16 protein-coding genes and 1 pseudogene are annotated in these 17,879 nt (G+C 71.4%); all 17 read left to right on the forward strand.

The features are described 5' to 3' along the window. Nucleotides 1–22 precede the first annotated feature (22 nt). The 17 genes and pseudogenes from ftsW to EUA93_RS15305 all read left to right on the forward strand — a co-directional run bounded on the left by ftsW (nucleotide 23) and on the right by EUA93_RS15305 (nucleotide 17,811). Nucleotides 23–1,312 (forward strand): putative lipid II flippase FtsW, encoded by a 1,290-nt coding sequence (gene ftsW / locus EUA93_RS15225; protein ID WP_129400899.1) that lies wholly within the window; start codon nucleotides 23–25, stop codon nucleotides 1,310–1,312. Between the two features lie 23 nt (nucleotides 1,313–1,335). After that, nucleotides 1,336–2,418, forward strand: coding sequence for an undecaprenyldiphospho-muramoylpentapeptide beta-N-acetylglucosaminyltransferase (murG, locus tag EUA93_RS15230; protein ID WP_129400900.1), 1,083 nt, complete (start codon nucleotides 1,336–1,338; stop codon nucleotides 2,416–2,418). Continuing rightward, nucleotides 2,415–3,827 (forward strand): UDP-N-acetylmuramate--L-alanine ligase, encoded by a 1,413-nt coding sequence (gene murC / locus EUA93_RS15235; RefSeq protein ID WP_129400901.1) that lies wholly within the window; start codon nucleotides 2,415–2,417, stop codon nucleotides 3,825–3,827. Before murG ends, murC begins: the two co-directional genes overlap by 4 nt. Then, nucleotides 3,828–4,616 (forward strand): cell division protein FtsQ/DivIB, encoded by a 789-nt coding sequence (locus tag EUA93_RS15240; RefSeq protein ID WP_129400902.1) that lies wholly within the window; start codon nucleotides 3,828–3,830, stop codon nucleotides 4,614–4,616. 215 nt (nucleotides 4,617–4,831) lie between these two features. Then, a pseudogene (ftsZ, locus tag EUA93_RS15245) lies at nucleotides 4,832–5,771 on the forward strand (cell division protein FtsZ); the annotation flags it as partial. Nucleotides 5,772–6,009: 238 nt separating this feature from the next. Further along, complete coding sequence (locus tag EUA93_RS15250; RefSeq protein WP_129400904.1) at nucleotides 6,010–6,705, forward strand: purine nucleoside phosphorylase YfiH/LACC1 family protein; 696 nt, start codon at nucleotides 6,010–6,012, stop codon at nucleotides 6,703–6,705. Then, nucleotides 6,702–7,403: a YggS family pyridoxal phosphate-dependent enzyme gene (locus EUA93_RS15255; protein WP_129400905.1), complete on the forward strand. Its 702-nt coding sequence runs from the start codon at nucleotides 6,702–6,704 to the stop codon at nucleotides 7,401–7,403. Before EUA93_RS15250 ends, EUA93_RS15255 begins: the two co-directional genes overlap by 4 nt. Nucleotides 7,404–7,464: 61 nt before the next feature. Next, on the forward strand, nucleotides 7,465–7,950 hold the full coding sequence (locus tag EUA93_RS15260; protein WP_129400906.1) for a cell division protein SepF: 486 nt from the start codon (nucleotides 7,465–7,467) through the stop codon (nucleotides 7,948–7,950). Nucleotides 7,951–7,974: 24 nt separating this feature from the next. Further along, nucleotides 7,975–8,268, forward strand: a complete 294-nt coding sequence (locus EUA93_RS15265; RefSeq protein ID WP_129400907.1) for a YggT family protein — start codon at nucleotides 7,975–7,977, stop codon at nucleotides 8,266–8,268. Between the two features lie 105 nt (nucleotides 8,269–8,373). After that, nucleotides 8,374–9,147, forward strand: a complete 774-nt coding sequence (locus EUA93_RS15270) for a DivIVA domain-containing protein (RefSeq protein WP_129400908.1) — start codon at nucleotides 8,374–8,376, stop codon at nucleotides 9,145–9,147. Between the two features lie 159 nt (nucleotides 9,148–9,306). Further along, nucleotides 9,307–10,374 carry a TraR/DksA family transcriptional regulator gene (locus EUA93_RS22065; protein WP_242497395.1) on the forward strand — a complete coding sequence of 356 codons (1,068 nt, stop codon included), beginning with the start codon at nucleotides 9,307–9,309 and terminating at the stop codon, nucleotides 10,372–10,374. Next, on the forward strand, nucleotides 10,347–10,937 hold the full coding sequence (gene lspA, locus EUA93_RS15280; protein ID WP_129400909.1) for a signal peptidase II: 591 nt from the start codon (nucleotides 10,347–10,349) through the stop codon (nucleotides 10,935–10,937). Before EUA93_RS22065 ends, lspA begins: the two co-directional genes overlap by 28 nt. Continuing rightward, nucleotides 10,934–11,872 carry an RluA family pseudouridine synthase gene (locus EUA93_RS15285; protein WP_129400910.1) on the forward strand — a complete coding sequence of 313 codons (939 nt, stop codon included), beginning with the start codon at nucleotides 10,934–10,936 and terminating at the stop codon, nucleotides 11,870–11,872. Before lspA ends, EUA93_RS15285 begins: the two co-directional genes overlap by 4 nt. Before the next feature lie 17 nt (nucleotides 11,873–11,889). Next, nucleotides 11,890–12,603 carry a GNAT family N-acetyltransferase gene (locus tag EUA93_RS15290; RefSeq protein ID WP_129400911.1) on the forward strand — a complete coding sequence of 238 codons (714 nt, stop codon included), beginning with the start codon at nucleotides 11,890–11,892 and terminating at the stop codon, nucleotides 12,601–12,603. Between the two features lie 30 nt (nucleotides 12,604–12,633). Beyond that, the gene (locus tag EUA93_RS15295) at nucleotides 12,634–13,602 is read left to right on the forward strand and encodes a DUF2332 domain-containing protein (protein WP_129400912.1); all 969 of its coding nucleotides are present in this window, start codon (nucleotides 12,634–12,636) and stop codon (nucleotides 13,600–13,602) included. A gap of 145 nt (nucleotides 13,603–13,747) precedes the next feature. Then, a complete protein-coding gene (gene dnaE / locus EUA93_RS15300) occupies nucleotides 13,748–17,296 on the forward strand; it encodes a DNA polymerase III subunit alpha (protein WP_129400913.1) in 3,549 nt (1,182 codons plus the stop codon). After that, a complete protein-coding gene (locus EUA93_RS15305; protein WP_129400914.1) occupies nucleotides 17,293–17,811 on the forward strand; it encodes a hypothetical protein in 519 nt (172 codons plus the stop codon). Before dnaE ends, EUA93_RS15305 begins: the two co-directional genes overlap by 4 nt. Nucleotides 17,812–17,879: the final 68 nt, after the last annotated feature.

The following is a 17,879-nucleotide window of genomic DNA, read 5'->3' on the forward strand; positions in this document are numbered from 1 at the left end:
CGACCACGACCGAAGGGGACCGATGACCATCGTGAACCCCGGCGACACCCAGGTCGTCCCCGGCAGCGTGGTCGCCACGACACCCGAGGTCTCGGCCAAGGTCCGGGCACCGCTCGGCTCCGGGGTCGTCGCCGGCTGGCGCTCGGTGCGCGAGGCGCTCGACAAGCCGCTCGCCTCCTACTACCTGCTCCTCGGGGCGTCCGCCCTGCTGCTGACCATCGGCCTGATCATGGTGCTGAGCGCCTCGAGCGTCCGCTCCTACGTCAGCACCGGCGACTCCTACGCCGTCGTGAAGCGCCAGCTGCTGTGGGTCGTGATCGGCCTGCCGTGCGCATGGGTCGCCTCGCGGCTGCCGATCAGGCACATCCGGCGCCTGGCCTACCCCGGCTTCCTCTTCGCGCTCGTCCTGCTGGCGCTCGTCGCGCGCTTCGGCGTGCTCATCAACGGCAACAAGAACTGGCTGGCGATCGGCCCGTTCACCATGCAGCCCGCCGAGGTCGCCAAGCTCGCCATCGTGCTGTGGGCGGCCAACATCTACGCCCACAAGGAGCGCCGGTTGCGCGAGCTCCACCACCTGCTGGTGCCGGTCGTGCCGGGACTCTTCGCCGTCATCGGCCTCGTCCTCGTCGGTCGTGACCTCGGCACCGCGCTGGTCCTCGTCGCGATCCTGCTCGGCATGCTCTGGGTCGTCGGGGCCCCGCTGCGGCTCTTCGTGCTGAGCCTGTCGATCCTCGGCGCCGGCGCCCTGGCGCTCGCCGCGACCAACGCGGAGCGGCTCAAGCGCATCACCAACTTCACCGACCCGTTCAAGGACTTCACCGACGCGGGCTGGCAGCCGGCCCACGGCCTCTACGCGCTCTCGAGCGGCGGCTGGTTCGGCCAGGGAATCGGGGCCTCCACCCAGAAGTGGGGCGACCTGCCCGAGGCCCACACCGACTTCATCTTCGCCGTGCTCGGCGAGGAGCTGGGCCTAGTCGGCACGCTCCTGGTCATCGGCCTGTTCTTCACCATCGCCTACGCCGCCATCCGGGTCGCCCTCAGCACGGAGGACCCCTTCGTCCGCTACACCACCTTCGGCATCGTGGTCTGGATCCTCGGGCAGATGATCATCAACGTCGGCATGGTGCTCGCCGTCCTGCCCGTCATCGGCATCCCCCTGCCGATCGTGTCCTACGGCGGCTCCGCGCTGCTGCCCTCGCTGGTGGCGCTCGGCCTGGTCATCGGCTTCGCCCGGCGCGAGCCCGACGCCGCCGCAGCCCTGGCGGCACGGCGGCGCAACCGGTCCGCCGGGCTGTCCGCCTCCACCCGATAGCCCACTCGATAGATTCGGCCCCGATGCGCGTCCTTCTCGCCGGCGGCGGTTCCGCCGGCCACACCTCGCCCCTGCTCGCCACGGCCGACGCCCTGCGTCGCCTCGACCCGGCGACCGAGATCACCTGCCTCGGCACCCGTGAGGGGCTCGAGGCCCGGTTGATCCCCGAGGCGGGGCTCCCGCTCGAGGTCGTGCCCCGGGTGCCGCTGCCGCGCCGGCCCGGACCCGACCTGCTGCGTACGCCGACCCGGTTGCGCGCCGCCCGCTCCGCCGCCCTCGAGGTCGTCGACCGGGTGCGCCCCGACGTGGTCGTCGGCTTCGGCGGCTACGTCTCGGTCCCGGCCTACCTGGCCGCTCGCCGCCGCGGCCTGCCGATCGTGGTGCACGAGGGCAACGCGATCCCGGGCGTGGCCAACAAGCTCGGCGCGCGGATGACCACGCACGTCGCTACCAGCTTCCCCGACACCGCGCTGGCCCACGCCGTCCTCACCGGGCTGCCCGTCCGGCGGCTCATCTCCACCATGGACCGTTCGGCGCTGCGCGCGGAGGCGCTGGCCACCTTCGGGCTCCGCGACGACCTGCCGACGTTGATGGTGACCGGCGGGTCGCAGGGCGCCGCCCGGATCAACGCCGCCGTCTCCGGCGCCGCTTCCGCCCTGGCCGCCGCCGGCGTGCAGGTCCTCCACATCGTCGGACCACGGCACGAGCTCGACGTGCCGTCGGGCGAGGTGCCCTACGTCGTGCTCAACTTCGTCGACCGGATGGACCTGGCCTACGCCGCCGCCGACGCCGTCCTCTGCCGCTCCGGCAGCAACACGGTCACCGAGGTGTCCGGCGTCGGCCTGCCCGCGATCTACGTCCCGCTGCCGATCGGCAACGGCGAGCAGTCGCTCAACGCCCGGCCCGTGATCGACGCCGGCGGCGGACTGCTGGTCGCCGACGGGGCGCTGACGCCGGAGTGGGTCGAGGCCACGGTGCCGGGCCTGCTCACCGACGCCCGGAGGCTCTCCGAGATGGGCGCCGCCGCGCGGGGCGTCATCCCGCTCGACGCCGACGAGAAGCTCGCCCGGATGATCCTGGACGCCGGGCAGGAGGGCTCGGCATGAGGATCCCGGTGCCCGACGAGATCCTGCCCGCCGACCGGCTCGGCCGTGTCCACTGCGTGGGCATCGGTGGGGCCGGGATCTCCGCCATCGCGCGGATCATGGCGCAGCAGGGTGTCGAGGTCAGCGGCAGCGACGACCACGACACCCCGTTCCTGCCCGCCCTGCGCGAGCTCGGCGTGACCTGCCACCTCGGCTACGACGCCGACCACGTGGCCGCCGCGGACACGCTCGTCGTGACCACGGCCGCCAGCGAGGACAACCCCGAGGTGCTCGAGGCGCGGCGCCGTGGCCTGCGGATCCTGCCGCGCTCGGCCGGGCTGGCCGCGGTGATGGCCGGCTCACGTGTCCTCGCCGTGGCCGGCACGCACGGCAAGACGACGACCACCGGGCTGCTCACCTCGGCGCTGCTCGCGGCCGGCCGGGATCCGTCGTACGCCGTCGGGGGAGTGCTGAGCGCCACCGGCCGCAACGCCGACGCGGGCAGCGACGACCTCTTCGTCGCCGAGGCCGACGAGAGCGACGGCGCCTTCCTCCACTACCGCCCGCACGCCGCGATCGTCACGAACGTCGAGGCCGACCACCTCGACAACTGGGGCACGGAGGAGGCCTACCACCGCGCCTTCGAGGAGTTCGTCGACTCGATCGACCGCGACGGCTTCCTGGTCTGCGTCCTCGACGATCTCGGAGCCGCCGACCTCGCGCGGTTCGCCCGCGACTCCGGCCTCGACGTGGTGACGGTGGGGGAGTCCGCCGATGCGGACCTGCGGATCCACGACCTCGCGCTCGCCGGCTCCACGTCCACCTGCCGGGTCTCGCGCTCCGGCACCGACCTCGGCGAGGTGCGGCTGCGGATCCCCGGTCGCCACTACGTCCTCGACGCCGTCGCCGCACTGGCGACCGGCCTGCGGCTGGGCTGCGCGTTCGACGCCCTCGTCGACGGCCTCGGTGCGTTCACCGGCACCGGCCGCCGGATGGAGCTCAAGGGCGAGGTCGACGGCATCCGCGTCTACGACTCCTACGCGCACCACCCGGTGGAGATCCGCGGGGACCTCGAGGCCGCCCGCGCGCTCGCCGGCGAGGGCCGGGTCGTCGCGGCCTTCCAGCCGCACCTGGTCTCGCGCACCCGCATCTTCGGTGAGGCCATGGGCGTCGCCCTCGGCGCGGCCGACGAGGTGGTCGTGCTGGACGTCTACGTCGCCCGCGAGGATCCCGACCCCGCCGTGACCGGCCGCCTCGTCGCCGACGCCGTACCCCTCGCGCCGGAGCAGGTGGCCTACGTCGGCGGGCTGCCCGCCGCGGCCCGCGAGCTCGCCGCCCGGGCGCGCCCGGGCGACCTCGTCATCACCCTCGGCGCCGGCGACATCACCACCGTCGGTCCGCAGGTGCTCGCGCTGCTCGGGAGCGCCTGAGTGGACCAGCGCACCGGAGAGGTCCGGACCGACCAGCCCGCACGGCCCGACGCGAAGCAGCAGCGCACCGAGAAGCGCACCCGCAGGCGCTTCGCCCGGCGCCAGTGGGCGCGACGCTGGCTGTCGCTGCGCTACGTCCTGGCCCTGGTGCTCGTCGTGGCCCTCATCGGCACGGCCGTCTACCTGGTGTTCTTCTCGACCGCGCTGCAGGTGAAGAAGGTCCAGGTCACCGGCAACTCGCTGGTCAGCGACGCGCGGGTCCGCGAGATCGCCGACGTCCCGCTCGGCGAGCAGCTCGCCCTCGTCGACCTGGCGCGCGCCTCGGCGCGGGTCGGCGCGCTGGCCGAGGTGAAGTCGGTCGACGTCACCCGCTCCTGGCCCGACGGCGTGCGCGTCGCGGTCGTCGAGCGCACACCTGTCGCGGTGGTCGAGCTCGCCGGTCGGCTGCGCGGGCTCGACGCCGACGGCGTCGTGTTCCGCGACTACAAGGCCGCGCCGAAGGGGATGCCGCGCATCCGGCCGGGCGCCGCGGCCGGCACCGACGCGCTGAAGGAGGCCGCGACCGTCGTCTCGGCACTGCCGAAGGACCTCGCCGCACGTGTCGACCACGTCGAGGTCGCCACGGTCGACCAGATCACCCTCGTCCTGCGCGACCAGCGCCAGGTGATGTGGGGGAGCGCGGAGGACTCCGCCACCAAGGCCGAGGTCCTCGACGGGCTGCTCGCCGCCGTCCAGGCGCAGGTGTACGACGTCAGCGTCCCCGGCAACCCGACCACCAGCGGCGGCTGAGCCGGAATTTCTTTGCCGACACGCGCGTGGTGGGCGTGTCCGGCGGCGTTTCGTGCTGCCCGGCTCCTAACCTCTAGCGAAAGGCGAGGTTGACATAACTATAACCCTCAGGTTCACCGTTAGGGTTCACGGTTGCCGAGGGCACCGGTCGATCGACCTCCTCACCCTTCCCCAGTACTCGCACCAGCCGTCCCAGAATCGAAAGGCCCCGAGCCGTGGCAGCAGCGCAGAACTACCTGGCGATCATCAAGGTCGTGGGCATCGGTGGTGGCGGCGTCAACGCCGTCAACCGGATGATCGAGGTCGGCCTCAAGGGCGTCGAGTTCATCGCGATCAACACCGACGCCCAGGCACTCCTCATGAGCGACGCCGACGTCAAGCTCGACATCGGCCGCGAGCTCACCCGCGGCCTCGGTGCCGGCGCCAACCCCGACGTCGGGGCCAAGGCCGCCGACGACCACGCCGACGAGATCGAAGAGGTCATCAAGGGCGCCGACATGGTGTTCGTGACGGCCGGCGAGGGCGGCGGCACCGGCACGGGCGGCGCGCCCGTCGTGGCCCGCATCGCCCGTTCGCTCGGTGCACTGACGATCGGTGTCGTCACCCGCCCGTTCGCCTTCGAGGGCCGCCGTCGCGCCAACTCCGCGGAGGAGGGCATCAGCCAGCTCCGCGAGGAGGTCGACACCCTCATCGTGATCCCCAACGACCGGCTGCTGTCGATCTCCGACCGCAACGTGTCGATCCTCGACGCCTTCAAGCAGGCCGACCAGGTGCTGCTCCAGGGCGTCTCGGGCATCACCGACCTCATCACCACGCCCGGCCTGATCAACCTCGACTTCGCCGACGTGAAGTCCGTGATGGCCAACGCCGGCTCGGCCCTGATGGGCATCGGCTCGGCCCGCGGCGAGGACCGCGCGGTCGCCGCCGCCGAGATGGCGGTCTCGAGCCCGCTGCTCGAGGCCAGCATCGAGGGCGCGCACGGCGTGCTGCTCTCGATCGCCGGTGGCTCCGACCTCGGCCTGTTCGAGATCAACGAGGCCGCCGCCCTGGTGTCGCAGTCCGCCCACGCCGAGGCCAACATCATCTTCGGCGCCACGATCGACGACGCCCTCGGCGACGAGGTCCGGGTCACCGTGATCGCGGCCGGCTTCGACGGCGGCATGCCCAAGCGCCGCTCCGACGGCAACGTGCTGGGTCGTACGACGCCGCCCGCGCAGACGCAGGAGCAGACCCGCGCCGCCGCCCAGCAGATCGCCACGAAGGCTCCCGAGCCCGCGGCGACCCCGGCTGCGCAGCCCAGCCAGTCCGCGCAGCCGATCACGCCGAGCGCACCGCGCCCGGCCCGCCAGGTGCAGTTCGACGACGACGACCTCGACGTTCCCGACTTCCTGAAGTGACGCTGCTCCACCACCGCGACCGGATCGAAGGCGACCTCGTGATCGAGGTCGCCTTCACCGACCTCTCCCTCAGCCTCGGCGACGCTGCCGGGGCCGAGGCGCGGGCCGAGGCGCTGCGCCAGGTCGCGGCTGCGACCGGCGCGGCTCCCGTGCTGATGCACCAGGTGCACGGCGCCGACGTGGACGTCGTCGACGACCCGCGGACCAGCGGCCGGGTGTCCTGCGACGCGATGGTCACGGCCCGCGCCGACGTGGCGCTCCTCGCGCGTGCCGCCGACTGCGTGCCGGTCCTCCTCGCCGACCCGGCCACGGGCTGGATCGCCGCGGTGCACGCGGGTCGACCCGGCCTGGCCGCGGGCGTCGTACCCGCCACGGTCGCTGAGCTGCGCGAGCAGGGTGCCGATCCGAGCATCGCGTGGATCGGCCCGCACGTCTGCGGGGCGTGCTACGAGGTCCCGGCGCAGATGCAGCAGGACGTGGCCGCACTGGTCCCGGAGTCGCGCTCGACCACCTCGTGGGGCACCCCCGCCCTCGACCTCGGTGCGGGCGTGCACGCCCAGCTGTCCGCTGCGGGCATCACCGACGTCCGTGTGGTCGACGTGTGCACGCGCGAGGACGCCTCCTGGCCCTCGCACCGCCGCGACGGCGCCGCGTCCACCCGGTTCGCCGGGGTCATCTGGAGCCACGCGTGACGAGTCGGGCGGACGAGCTCGCCGCCAACCTCGATGCCGTACGCCGTCGCATCGACGCCGCCTGCGCCGAGGCCGGGCGCGCGTCGGACGAGGTGCGCCTCGTCGTCGTGACGAAGTTCTTCCCCGCCTCCGACGTGCGCCTCCTGGCGGCCCTCGGGGTCACCGACGTGGGGGAGAACCGGCACCAGGAGGCCGAGGCCAAGTCCGCCGAGTGCGCCGACCTCGGCCTGCGGTGGCACTTCATCGGTGGGCTCCAGTCCAACAAGGCCGGCGCCGTGGCGTCGTACGCCGACGTGGTCGAGTCCGTCGACCGCGCCAAGCTGGTCGGCCCCCTGTCGCGCGGCGCCCACGGCCGCGGCCACGAGGTCGACGTCCTGCTCCAGGTCAGCCTCGACCCGCCCGGCGCCGACCACCGCGCCGGCGCCGACCCGGCCGGGCTGGACGAGCTCGCCGCCGCCGTCGAGGAGGCGGGCATGCTCCGGCTGCGCGGCCTGATGGCCGTCGCGCCCCTCGGCGAGGCTCCGGAGGCCGCCTTCGACCGGCTCGCCGACGTCCACGCGTCGTTCGTCTCCGACCACCCCGGAGCCACCGTGCTGTCCGCCGGGATGAGCGGCGACCTGGAGGCGGCGATCACGCGTGGTGCGACACACGTGCGTGTCGGCTCCGCGGTCCTCGGTCCGAGGCCTGCGGTCCAGTAATGTCCACAACAGTCAACAGGCGTCCCGTCCGGGGCGTCAGGTCTAGCAGAGGATCAGTCTCATGAGCGGCGCGATGCGCAAGATCGGCGAGTACCTCGGCCTGCTCGAGGACACCGGCCACTACGACGACTACGACGGCGACGCCGAGACCTCGACCCAGGAGGCTGTCGACCAGCGTCCGGTCCAGCGCGAGCGTCGCCCTGCCCCTGTGTCCGACCTTGCCGAGCGCCGCCGACCGGCCTCGGTCCAGACGGGAGTCGTGGCCGAGTTGAGCCGCATCACCACCCTTCACCCCCGCAACTACAACGAGGCGCGTCTCGTCGGTGAGAACTACCGCGACGGCACGCCCGTGATCATGAACCTGAGCGAGATGGACGACAACGACGCCAAGCGCCTCGTCGACTTCGCCGCCGGCCTGATCTTCGCCACCCGTGGGTCCATCGAGCGGGTGACCAACAAGGTCTTCCTGCTCTCCCCGCCCAACGTGGCGATCTCGGCCGAGGACAAGGAGCGGATGGCCGAGGACGGGTTCTTCAACCAGTCCTGACCAGTCGTCCCCGATACTGACACCGTGCTCGCCATCGGTCTGACGCTCTACTACATCCTCTTCTTCTTCATCGCGCTGCTCTGGATCCGGTTCATCGTGGACTGGGTCCAGGTCTTCGCGCGGCAGTGGGAGCCGAAGGGGCCGCTGCTCGTGGCGCTCGAGGGCGTCTACTCAGCCACCGACCCGCCGATCGTGGCCCTGCGCCGCGTGATCCCGCCGCTGCGGATCGGTCAGGTCGCCCTCGACCTGAGCTTCCTGCTGGTGATGGTGACAGCATGGCTGCTGCTCAACGTGGTGCGCACCATCTTCCAGCTCTGAACCATCCGTCACATGGGTCACTGTGCCCCGTGGCATTCCGGGCGCTATTGTCTTCTGACAGCAGAGCCACCGTTGTATTCGAAGAGTGAAAGTTTGGGTGAGGTCATGCCGCTGACGCCTGAGGACGTGAGCAACAAGCGTTTTACGCCTGTACGACTCCGTGAGGGTTACGACATGGGCGAGGTGGACCAGTTCCTCGACGAGGTCGAGGCCGAGCTCGCCCGCCTCACCAAGGAGAACGACGACCTCCGGTCCAAGCTGTCGGCCGCGCAGTCCGGTGGCTCCTCGACCCAGGCCTCCGCGCCCGTCTCGTTCGCCCCCGTCACCCCGGAGCCCGAGCCGGAGCCCGAGCCCGAGCCGGAGCCCGAGCCGGTCGCAGCCGCCCCGGCCCCCGTGGCCGCCGCCGCGCCGGCGCCCGTGGAGACCGTCCGTGTCTCGACCGTGGCCGACGCGTCCAACGCCGCTGCCCGCCTGCTCGAGATCGCGACCCGCAACGCCGACGAGCTCGTCGAGGACGCCAAGAACGAGGCCGACCGCATCGTCGGCGCCGCACGCACCAAGGCCGAGCGCCTCGAGGGCGAGTCGAAGACGAAGGCCGACCGCATGGAGGCCGACGCCCGCCAGCGTTCGCAGATGCTCGACTCCGAGACCGCCGAGCGTCGCCAGCAGATGTTCGGGGACCTGGAGAAGGAGCGCGACAAGCTCAACGGCGACGTGGAGACGCTGCGCCAGTTCGAGCGCGAGTACCGCTCCCGCCTCAAGACCTACTTCACCCAGCAGCTCGAGTCGCTCTCCACGGGCGCCGAGAGCCAGGCTCCGGTGGACAGCGGCACCGCTCCGAAGCGGCTGCGCTCCGTCCTCGGCGACGACGAGGGCTGACACCTTCGAACAGGCCTGTGAAAAGCGAGGACGACCGCCCTTCCGGGTGGTCGTTCTCGCATTTCGGCGTGGCTGTGTTGGCTCGCCCCCCGACAGCGGCTACTGTCCCTGCCACCGTGTGGTGTGAGCCACACCCACGCACCTTGGGGGTCCTCGGAGATGGCTGGCACAACCCGCAAGTCCCTGGCTGGTACGGCGGCTGCCGCCGCGCGTCGGGTGATCGGTCGCCCGGCCGCCTCGACCTCCGCCTCGACCTCCGCGTCGTCGAAGAAGGCGGCGGCGAAGAAGGCCGAGAAGAAGGCCCCCGCGAAGAAGGCCGCTCCCGCGAAGAAGGCCGCTCCCGCGAAGAAGGCCGCTCCCGCGAAGAAGGCCGCGGCTCCCGCGAAGGCTCCTGCCAAGAAGGCCGCCCCCGCGAAGAAGGCCGCGCCCGCCGCGAAGGCTCCTGCCAAGAAGGCCGCCCCCGCGAAGAAGGCCGCGCCCGCCGCGAAGGCTCCCGCCAAGAAGGCCGCCCCCGCGAAGAAGGCCGCGCCGGCCGCGAAGGCTCCTGCCAAGAAGGCGGCTCCCGCGAAGAAGGCTCCGGCGAAGAAGGCCCCCCCGGCGAAGAAGGCGGCGCCCGCTGCGAAGGCCCCGGCGAAGAAGGCCGCCCCGGCGAAGAAGACGCCGGCTGAGAAGACCCCTGCTGCCGGGAAGAAGGCGGCGGCGAAGAAGGTTGGAGCGGCCAGCAAGACTGTTGCCACCCAGACCGCGACTACCCAGAAGGCAGCTCCCGTGACGAAGGCCGCCCCCGCGCCCGAGAAGTCGGCCGCACCCAAGAAGGTCCGCAAGGCGACCCCCAGCACGCTCGTCGTGCTCGAGGGTGAGGAGCCCTGGAGCAGGGCCGAGCTCAACGAGGTCGTCAAGGAGCTCAAGGAGCACCAGGACCGGCTCACCGTGATTGTCAACCAGGCCGAGGAGGAGCTCTCCGGCCTGATGCGCGACGCCGGTGACGGCGCCGGCCAGGACCAGGCCGACGTCGGCGCGACGAGCTTCGAGCGCGACCACGAGTTCACCGTGCTGGCCAAGGAGCGCGAGACGCTGGCCGAGATCGAGCGGGCGCTGGCCCACATCGACGACGGCTCCTACGGCGTCTGCGACTCGTGCGGCAACCCCATCGGCAAGAATCGGTTGATGGCGCGGCCCCATGCCACACTGTGCCTGTCATGCAAGCAGCGCGAGGAGCGTCGCTGAACCCCAGCGACCAGGCCGATCCGGAGCGGGTCCGTCGACGCATCGACGCCCGCCTCGTCTTCGCTGCAGTGGCCCTCGTGGCCTACGCCGCGGACCTCGGCACCAAGCAGTGGGCGCTGTCGGCGCTCACCGACGGTGACGTGCCCCTGATCGGTGACTGGTTCACGCTGCACCTGACCTTCAACCCGGGCGCGGCGTTCAGCACGGGCACCGGCTTCACGATCGTCTTCACCTGCCTGGCGATGGTCGCGGTGGTCGTCGTGCTGTGGTTGAGCCGGCGTCTCGGCAGCACGGGCTGGGCCCTCGGCCTGGGTGTGCTCCTCGGCGGCGTCAGCGGCAACCTCACCGACCGGATCTTCCGTGAGCCCGAGCCGTTCCACGGGCACGTGGTCGACTTCCTGATGCTCCCGAGCTGGCCGGTGTTCAACATCGCCGACGTGTGCATCAACATCGCCGCCGGCGTGATCATCCTCCAGACGTTCCGCGGCATCCGGATCGACGGCACGCGGGAGTCCCACCCGGCCGCCGACGGCGTGCGCGAGCAGGATCCCGGGGCGGCGTGACCTCCCACACCGAGCAGCGCACGGTCTTCGTCCCCGACGGCCTCGCCGGGGAGCGGGTGGACGCCGCGATGGCGCGGATGTTCGGCCTGTCCCGCACGAAGGCGGCCGACCTGATCTCCCAGGGCCTGGTGCAGGTCGACGGGGAGGCAGCCGGCAAGAGCGACCGTGTCGACGCGGGCGCCATGCTCGACGTCACGATCCCTGCCGAGCGTGACCCCCTCGAGGTGAAGCCCGAGCTCGTCGAGGGCATCCGGATCATCCACGACGACGACGCCATCGTGGTGATCGACAAGCCCGTGGGAGTCGCCGTCCACCCCTCGCCGGGGTGGCGCGGCCCGACCGTCGTCGGGCACCTCGCCGGCGCGGGCTTCCGGATCTCCACCTCCGGGGCCAAGGAGCGCGAGGGCATCGTCCAGCGCCTCGACGTCGGCACCTCCGGCGTGATGGTGATCGCGAAGTCCGAGCACGCCTACTCGGTGCTGAAGAACGCCTTCCGCCACCGCACGGTCGACAAGACCTACCACGCGCTCGTCCAGGGCCACCCCGACCCGCTCGCGGGCACGGTCGACGCCCCGATCGGTCGCCACCCCCACCACGACTACAAGTTCGCGGTGATGGCCGACGGCCGCCACAGCGTGACCCACTACGAGACGCTCGAGGCGCACCGCTTCGCCAGCCTGCTCGAGATCCACCTCGAGACCGGACGCACCCACCAGATCCGCGTGCACATGAGCGCGCTCAAGCACCCCTGCGTCGGCGACCTGACCTACGGGGCCGACCCGACGCTCGCGAAGCGGGTCGGCCTCGAGCGGCAGTGGCTGCACGCGATGCGGCTCGGCTTCGAGCACCCCGAGACCGGCGACCACGTCATCTACGAGTCCTCCTACCCCGACGACCTCGCCCACGCGCTCGAGGTCATCCGCGACGCCCACTGACGGGACGCGTGGTGACCATGGACCTGTCGCTCCGGCCGGCGACGGCAGCGGACCTGCCGGCCGTCGCGGAGGTGCACCTCGCCTCGCGCGCCGGCGCGGGCGAGGCGTTCCCACCCGACGTGCACAGCGCCGACGAGGCGCGCGCATGGGTCGCCGGCTGGGACCTGGCGTCGTACGACGTCCACGTGGCCGAGCTGGGGGGTCGGGTCGTCGGCTACACCCGGGCCACGCCCACCTGGCTCGACGACCTCTACGTGCTGCCCGACGCGCAGGGGAGCGGGGTCGGCACCGCCCTGCTGCTGCGGATCCTCGCCGAGCACCCGCACGGGGTCGGGCTCTGGGTGTTCGAGTCCAACGTCCCGGCTCGGGAGTTCTACGCGCGCCACGGCTTCCTCGCACTGGAGCGCACCGACGGCTCGGCCAACGACGAGAAGGCTCCCGACATCAAGCTGGTCTGGCCGGGCCGTGCTCCGCTCGCCTTCCTGCGCTCGATGATCGACGAGGTCGACCTCGTCCTGGGTGACGTGCTCGCCCGCCGGACCGCGCTCACCCGCGTCGTCCAGGGGATCAAGCCGACCACCGAGCGCGATCCTGCCCGCGAGGCCGAGATCGCCCGTCGCGTCGCGGACGTGGTGCCCGAGCTCGGCGTCGAGCGGGTCGCCCGCATCGTCGACCTGATCATCGCCGAGTCCATCGCCGCGGCGACCGACACCGCAGCACCCGGCCGCTAGGTCAGGCGCTCGCAGGCGCAGGATGGCCCCATGCTGCTGCACGGCGACCTGATCGACGAGTACCGCGACTTCGCCACCTACGCCGCGGGCGACTCGCCCTGCTTCGAGGAGTGGGCGCTCGGTGTGATCGAGGACGAGCAGGTGCTGGCGTGGCTGGCCACGCTGCCGCCGATCAAGCGCCAGCCCAACCTCGTCTTCGCCGCGGCGCGCTGGCACGGCGCGCCCGCGCCCGGGTCGTACGCCGGCCTGCGACGGGTGCTGGTCGAGCAGGAGCTCGCCGTCAGGGCGACGGTCATGGCCCGCGCGACCCAGACCAACGAGGTCGGCCGGCTGGCCACCCTGACGCCGGTGCTGGGGCTGCTGGAGGGTCCGCTCGCGCTGGTGGAGGTCGGGGCGAGCGCCGGACTGTGCCTCTACCCGGACCGCTACGACTACGACTGGCCGCCGGTCGGAGCGCTGCGGGGGAGCGGCGGCCGGCTCCTCACCGCCACGGCCACCGGGCCGGTGCCGGTCCCGGTCGCACACCCGGAGGTCGCCTGGCGCGCTGGCGTCGACCTCAACCCGCTCGACGTGGGCGACGCCGACGCGATGGCCTGGCTGGAGAACCTGGTGTGGCCCGAGCAGGACGAGCGCCGCGACCGGCTGCGCGCCGCGGTCGAGGTGGCCCGGCGCGAGCCGCCGTCGCTGCGGCGAGGTGACCTGTTCGACCACGTGGTCGACCTCGTCGACGAGGCGGCCGCCCACGGCACGCCAGTGGTCCTCCACTCGGCCGTGATCGCCTACCTCGAGCCGGCCGACCGCGAGCGCTTTCACGACCTGATGACGGGCCTGGTGGCCGACGCGAGGTGCCGGTGGATCAGCAACGAGGGCAGGCGGGTGCTGCCGCGCGTGACGGGCGCCCTGGAGGTCCCCTCGGGTCGCTTCGTGACCGCGCTCGACGGCGTACCCGTCGCCTGGAGCCACGGACACGGCCACGCCCTCGACTGGCTGGAGCGGTGACGGCGAGGACGACCGTGTCTTGTCGGTGGGGCCCGGCACACTGACGTAGGCTGGTTGCTCTTCCCACCTTCCCCGGCTGATCAGCCAGCAGCCCCGCCAGAGATGGCACCGTCAGCGACCCACGAAAGGCGCGGAAGTCTCCTCCATGTCGGCCGGTTCCACAGACAACTTCGTGCACCTCCACGTGCACACGGAATACTCCATGCTCGACGGGGCCTCGCTCCTCGACGGCCTCTTCACCCGCACCAGCGAGCTCGGCATGCCGGCGATCGCGATGACCGACCACGGCAACCTGCACGGGGCCTACGACTTCTACAGCAAGGCCAAGCGCCACGGTGTGAAGCCGATCATCGGCATCGAGGCCTACCTCACGCCCGGGACCGCGCGCGGCGAGCGCCGGCGGATCCGGTGGGGCAAGGGCGACCTCGCCGAGGAGGGCGGCAAGGACGTCGCCGGTGGTGGCGCCTACACCCACATGACGATGTGGGCCGAGACCACCGAGGGCATGCACAACCTCTTCCGCCTGGCGAGCCTGGCCAGCCTCGAGGGCTACTACTACAAACCCCGCATGGACCGTGAGCTGCTCCAGCAGTACTCCAAGGGCATCATCGCGAGCACCGGGTGCCTCTCGGGCGAGATCCAGACCCGGCTGACGCTGGGCCAGTACGACGAGGCGCTCCGGGCCGCGGGCGAGTTCCAGGACATCTTCGGCAAGGACAACTTCTTCCTCGAGCTGATGGACCACGGCATCGCCGCCGAGCGGGCCACCCGGGAGGACCTGGTCAAGATTGCCAGGACGCTGGGCCTGCCGACCATCGTCACCAACGACACCCACTACACCAACCCCGAGGACGCCGACGGCCAGGACGCCCTCATCTGCGTCGCGTCGGGCAAGCGGCTCTCCGACACCAACCGGCTCAAGTTCGACGGCGGTGGCTACTACATCAAGTCGGCCGCCGAGATGCGTGAGCTCTGGTCGGAGTTCCCCGACGGCTGCGACAACACCCTCGCCATCGCCGAGCGGTGCAACGTCGAGTTCACCGAGTCCACCGGCGGCTACATGGCCCGCGCCGACGTGCCGGCGGGCGAGACCGAGGAGAGCTGGTTCCGCAAGGAGGTGTGGCGCGGCATCGAGGCCCGCTACCCCGGCGAGCGCACGACCCAGGAGGTCCGCGACCGCGTCGACCTCGAGCTCGGCGTCATCTCGCAGAAGGGCTACTGCGGCTACTACCTCGTCGTCGCCGACTTCATCCAGTGGTCCAAGCGCAACGGCATTCGCGTCGGCCCCGGACGAGGGTCGGGCGCGGGCTCGATCGCCGCCTACGCGCTGAGCATCACCGACCTGTGCCCGCTGGAGCACGGCCTGTTCTTCGAGCGCTTCCTCAACCCCGAGCGCCCCTCCATGCCCGACTTCGACATCGACTTCGACGACGCCCGCCGCGGTGAAGTCATCAAGTACGTCACCGAGAAGTACGGCAGCGAGCGTGTGGCCCAGATCGCCACCTTCGGCCGGCTGAAGTCCAAGGCCGCGATCAAGGACGCCGCCCGCGTGCTCGACCACGGCTTCGCGATCTCCGACCGCATCACCAAGGCCCTGCCGCCCGACGTGATGGGCAAGGGCGTCGCCCTCAAGGACATCTTCAACGCCGACCACAAGCGCTACGGCGAGGGCGGCGAGTTCCGCGCGCTGCACGACGCCGAGGCCGACGTCCGCACGATCTTCAACACCGCCCTCGGCCTCGAGGGGCAGATCCGCAACTGGGGCGTGCACGCGGCCGGCGTGATCATGTCGAGCGCGCCGATCATCGACGTCGTCCCCATCATGGCGCGGCCGCAGGACGGCGCGATCATCACCCAGTTCGACTACCCGATGTGCGAGTCGCTCGGGCTGGTCAAGATGGACTTCCTGGGCCTGTCCAACCTCCGGATCCTCGAGGACGCGCTGTCCAACATCAAGGTCAACCGCGACCTCGACGTGGTGCTCGAGGACCTGCCGTTCGACGACCGGCCCACCTACGAGCTGATGGGCCGCGGCGACACGCTGGGCGTCTTCCAGCTCGACGGCTCGGGCATGCGCTCGCTGCTGCGCTCGATGCAGCCCGACGTGTTCGCCGACATCACGGCCGTCTCGGCGCTCTACCGTCCCGGCCCGATGGGTGCCGACTCCCACAACAAGTACGCCCGCCGCAAGAACGGCCGCGAGCCGATCGAGCCGATCCACCCGGCGCTGGCCGAGGCGCTCGAGCCGGTGCTGGGCGAGACCTACGGCCTGATCGTCTACCAGGAGCAGGTGATGGCGATCGCCCAGGTCCTGGCCGGCTTCACCCTGGGCGCCGCCGACAACCTCCGCCGCGCGATGGGCAAGAAGAAGAAGGAGGAGCTCGACAAGCAGTACGCCGGCTTCCAGGCCGGCATGCTGGAGCGGGGCTTCCCGCAGGTCGCGATCGACAAGCTGTGGGAGATCCTCCTCCCGTTCTCCGACTACGCCTTCAACAAGTCCCACTCGGCGGCCTACGGCGTCATCACCTACTGGACCGCCTACCTCAAGGCCAACTACCCGACCGAGTACATGGCCGCGCTCCTCACCTCGGTGAAGGACGACAAGGACAAGATGGCGATCTACCTCAACGAGTGCCGCCGGATGAAGATCCAGGTCCTCCCGCCCGACGTCAACGAGTCCCACGCCGACTTCACGCCCGTCGGCCACGACATCCGCTTCGGCCTCACCGCCGTGCGCAACGTCGGGCACAACGTGGTGGCCGGGATCGCCGCCGCGCGCGAGGAGAAGGGCCGCTACGCCGACTTCAACGACTTCATGGAGAAAGTCCCCGCGCTGGTCTGCAACAAGCGCGTCGTGGAGTCGCTCATCAAGGCGGGCGCCTTCGACGACATGAAGCACAAGCGGCGCGCGCTGGTGGCGGTCCACGAGACCGCGGTCGACCAGTTCGTCGACCTCAAGAAGAACGAGGCGATCGGCCAGGACTCCCTGTTCGGCGGGCTCAGCGAGGACGACGGCGGCTTCGGGGTGAGCGTCACCATCCCCGACATCGACGACTGGGACAAGATGACCCTGCTGAGCCACGAGCGGGAGATGCTCGGGCTCTACGTCTCCGACCACCCGCTCCTCGGCCTCGAGCACGTCCTCTCCCAGGGCACCGACTGCACCATCGGCCAGCTGATGCTCGACGAGGACCGGCCGCACGGCTCGACCCTCACGGTGAGCGGGCTCATCACGTCGGTCGCCCGGCGCATCACCAAGCGCGGCGACCCGTGGGCCACGATCACGCTCGAGGACCTCGACGGCGCCATCGACGTGCTGCTCTTCCCGAGCTCGTACTCGCTCGCCTCGACGCTGCTCGTCGAGGACAACATCGTGCGGATCAAGGGCCAGCTCTCGCGCGACAAGGACCAGCCCGAGCTCCGCGCGCAGGAGGTCACCGCTCCGGACCTCACCCAGGGACCGACCGGTCCGGTCGTGATCAGCCTGCCGTCGACGCGCTGCACCCCACCGGTGGTGGCGCAGCTGCGCGACGTGCTCGGCACCCACCCCGGCATGACCGAGGTGCAGCTGCGCCTGCTCACCCGCAGCTCGACCAAGGTGCTCCGGCTCGACGACAACCTCCGGGTGAGCCCGAGCCCCGCCCTGTTCGCCGACCTCAAGCAGCTGCTGGGGCCGGGGTGCCTGGCCGGATGAGCGCCCTGCGCCGGATCGGTCTCGTGTCCGCGCTGTTCCTCGTGGCCGGCGCGGCCGCAGGCGTGCTCTGGGAGTGGCTCTGGGACCCGACGACGGGCGTGACCTACCAGGGCCAGTGGTACCTCGAGCCCGCCGGACCCGACCAGTCGTTCAGCAGCATCGCGCTCTTCGTCGTGATCGCGGTCCCGCTCGGGATCGTCCTCGGCGTGCTGAGCGGGATCTGGCGCGACCAGGAGGTCGTCACCACCGTGACGGTGCTGGTCGCGGCGGTGGGCGCGGGCCTGCTGATGTACGCCGTCGGCCACGCGCTCGGACCGCCTGATCCGCAGGTGCTGGCCGCCGCCAAGCCCGACTACACGACCCTGCCGGGCGACCTCGTCCTGACCGCTCCGGACGCCGACCGGGTCGCCTGGCACTCCAGCGCGCTCGTCGCCCTCCCGGCCGGTGCGATGGCTGGTCTGGTCGCCACCTATCTCTTGGGGAAGCAGGGGTTGACCCGCCGTTCGCGTGGGTAGGCTGACCCCCGACCAGACGGGGTGGTCCCGACCTTCTTCGGGGCGCGTGTGACGGTGGGGGAGTAGAT

The organism is Nocardioides oleivorans (assembly GCF_004137255.1).
Lineage (GTDB): Bacteria > Actinomycetota > Actinomycetes > Propionibacteriales > Nocardioidaceae > Nocardioides > Nocardioides oleivorans.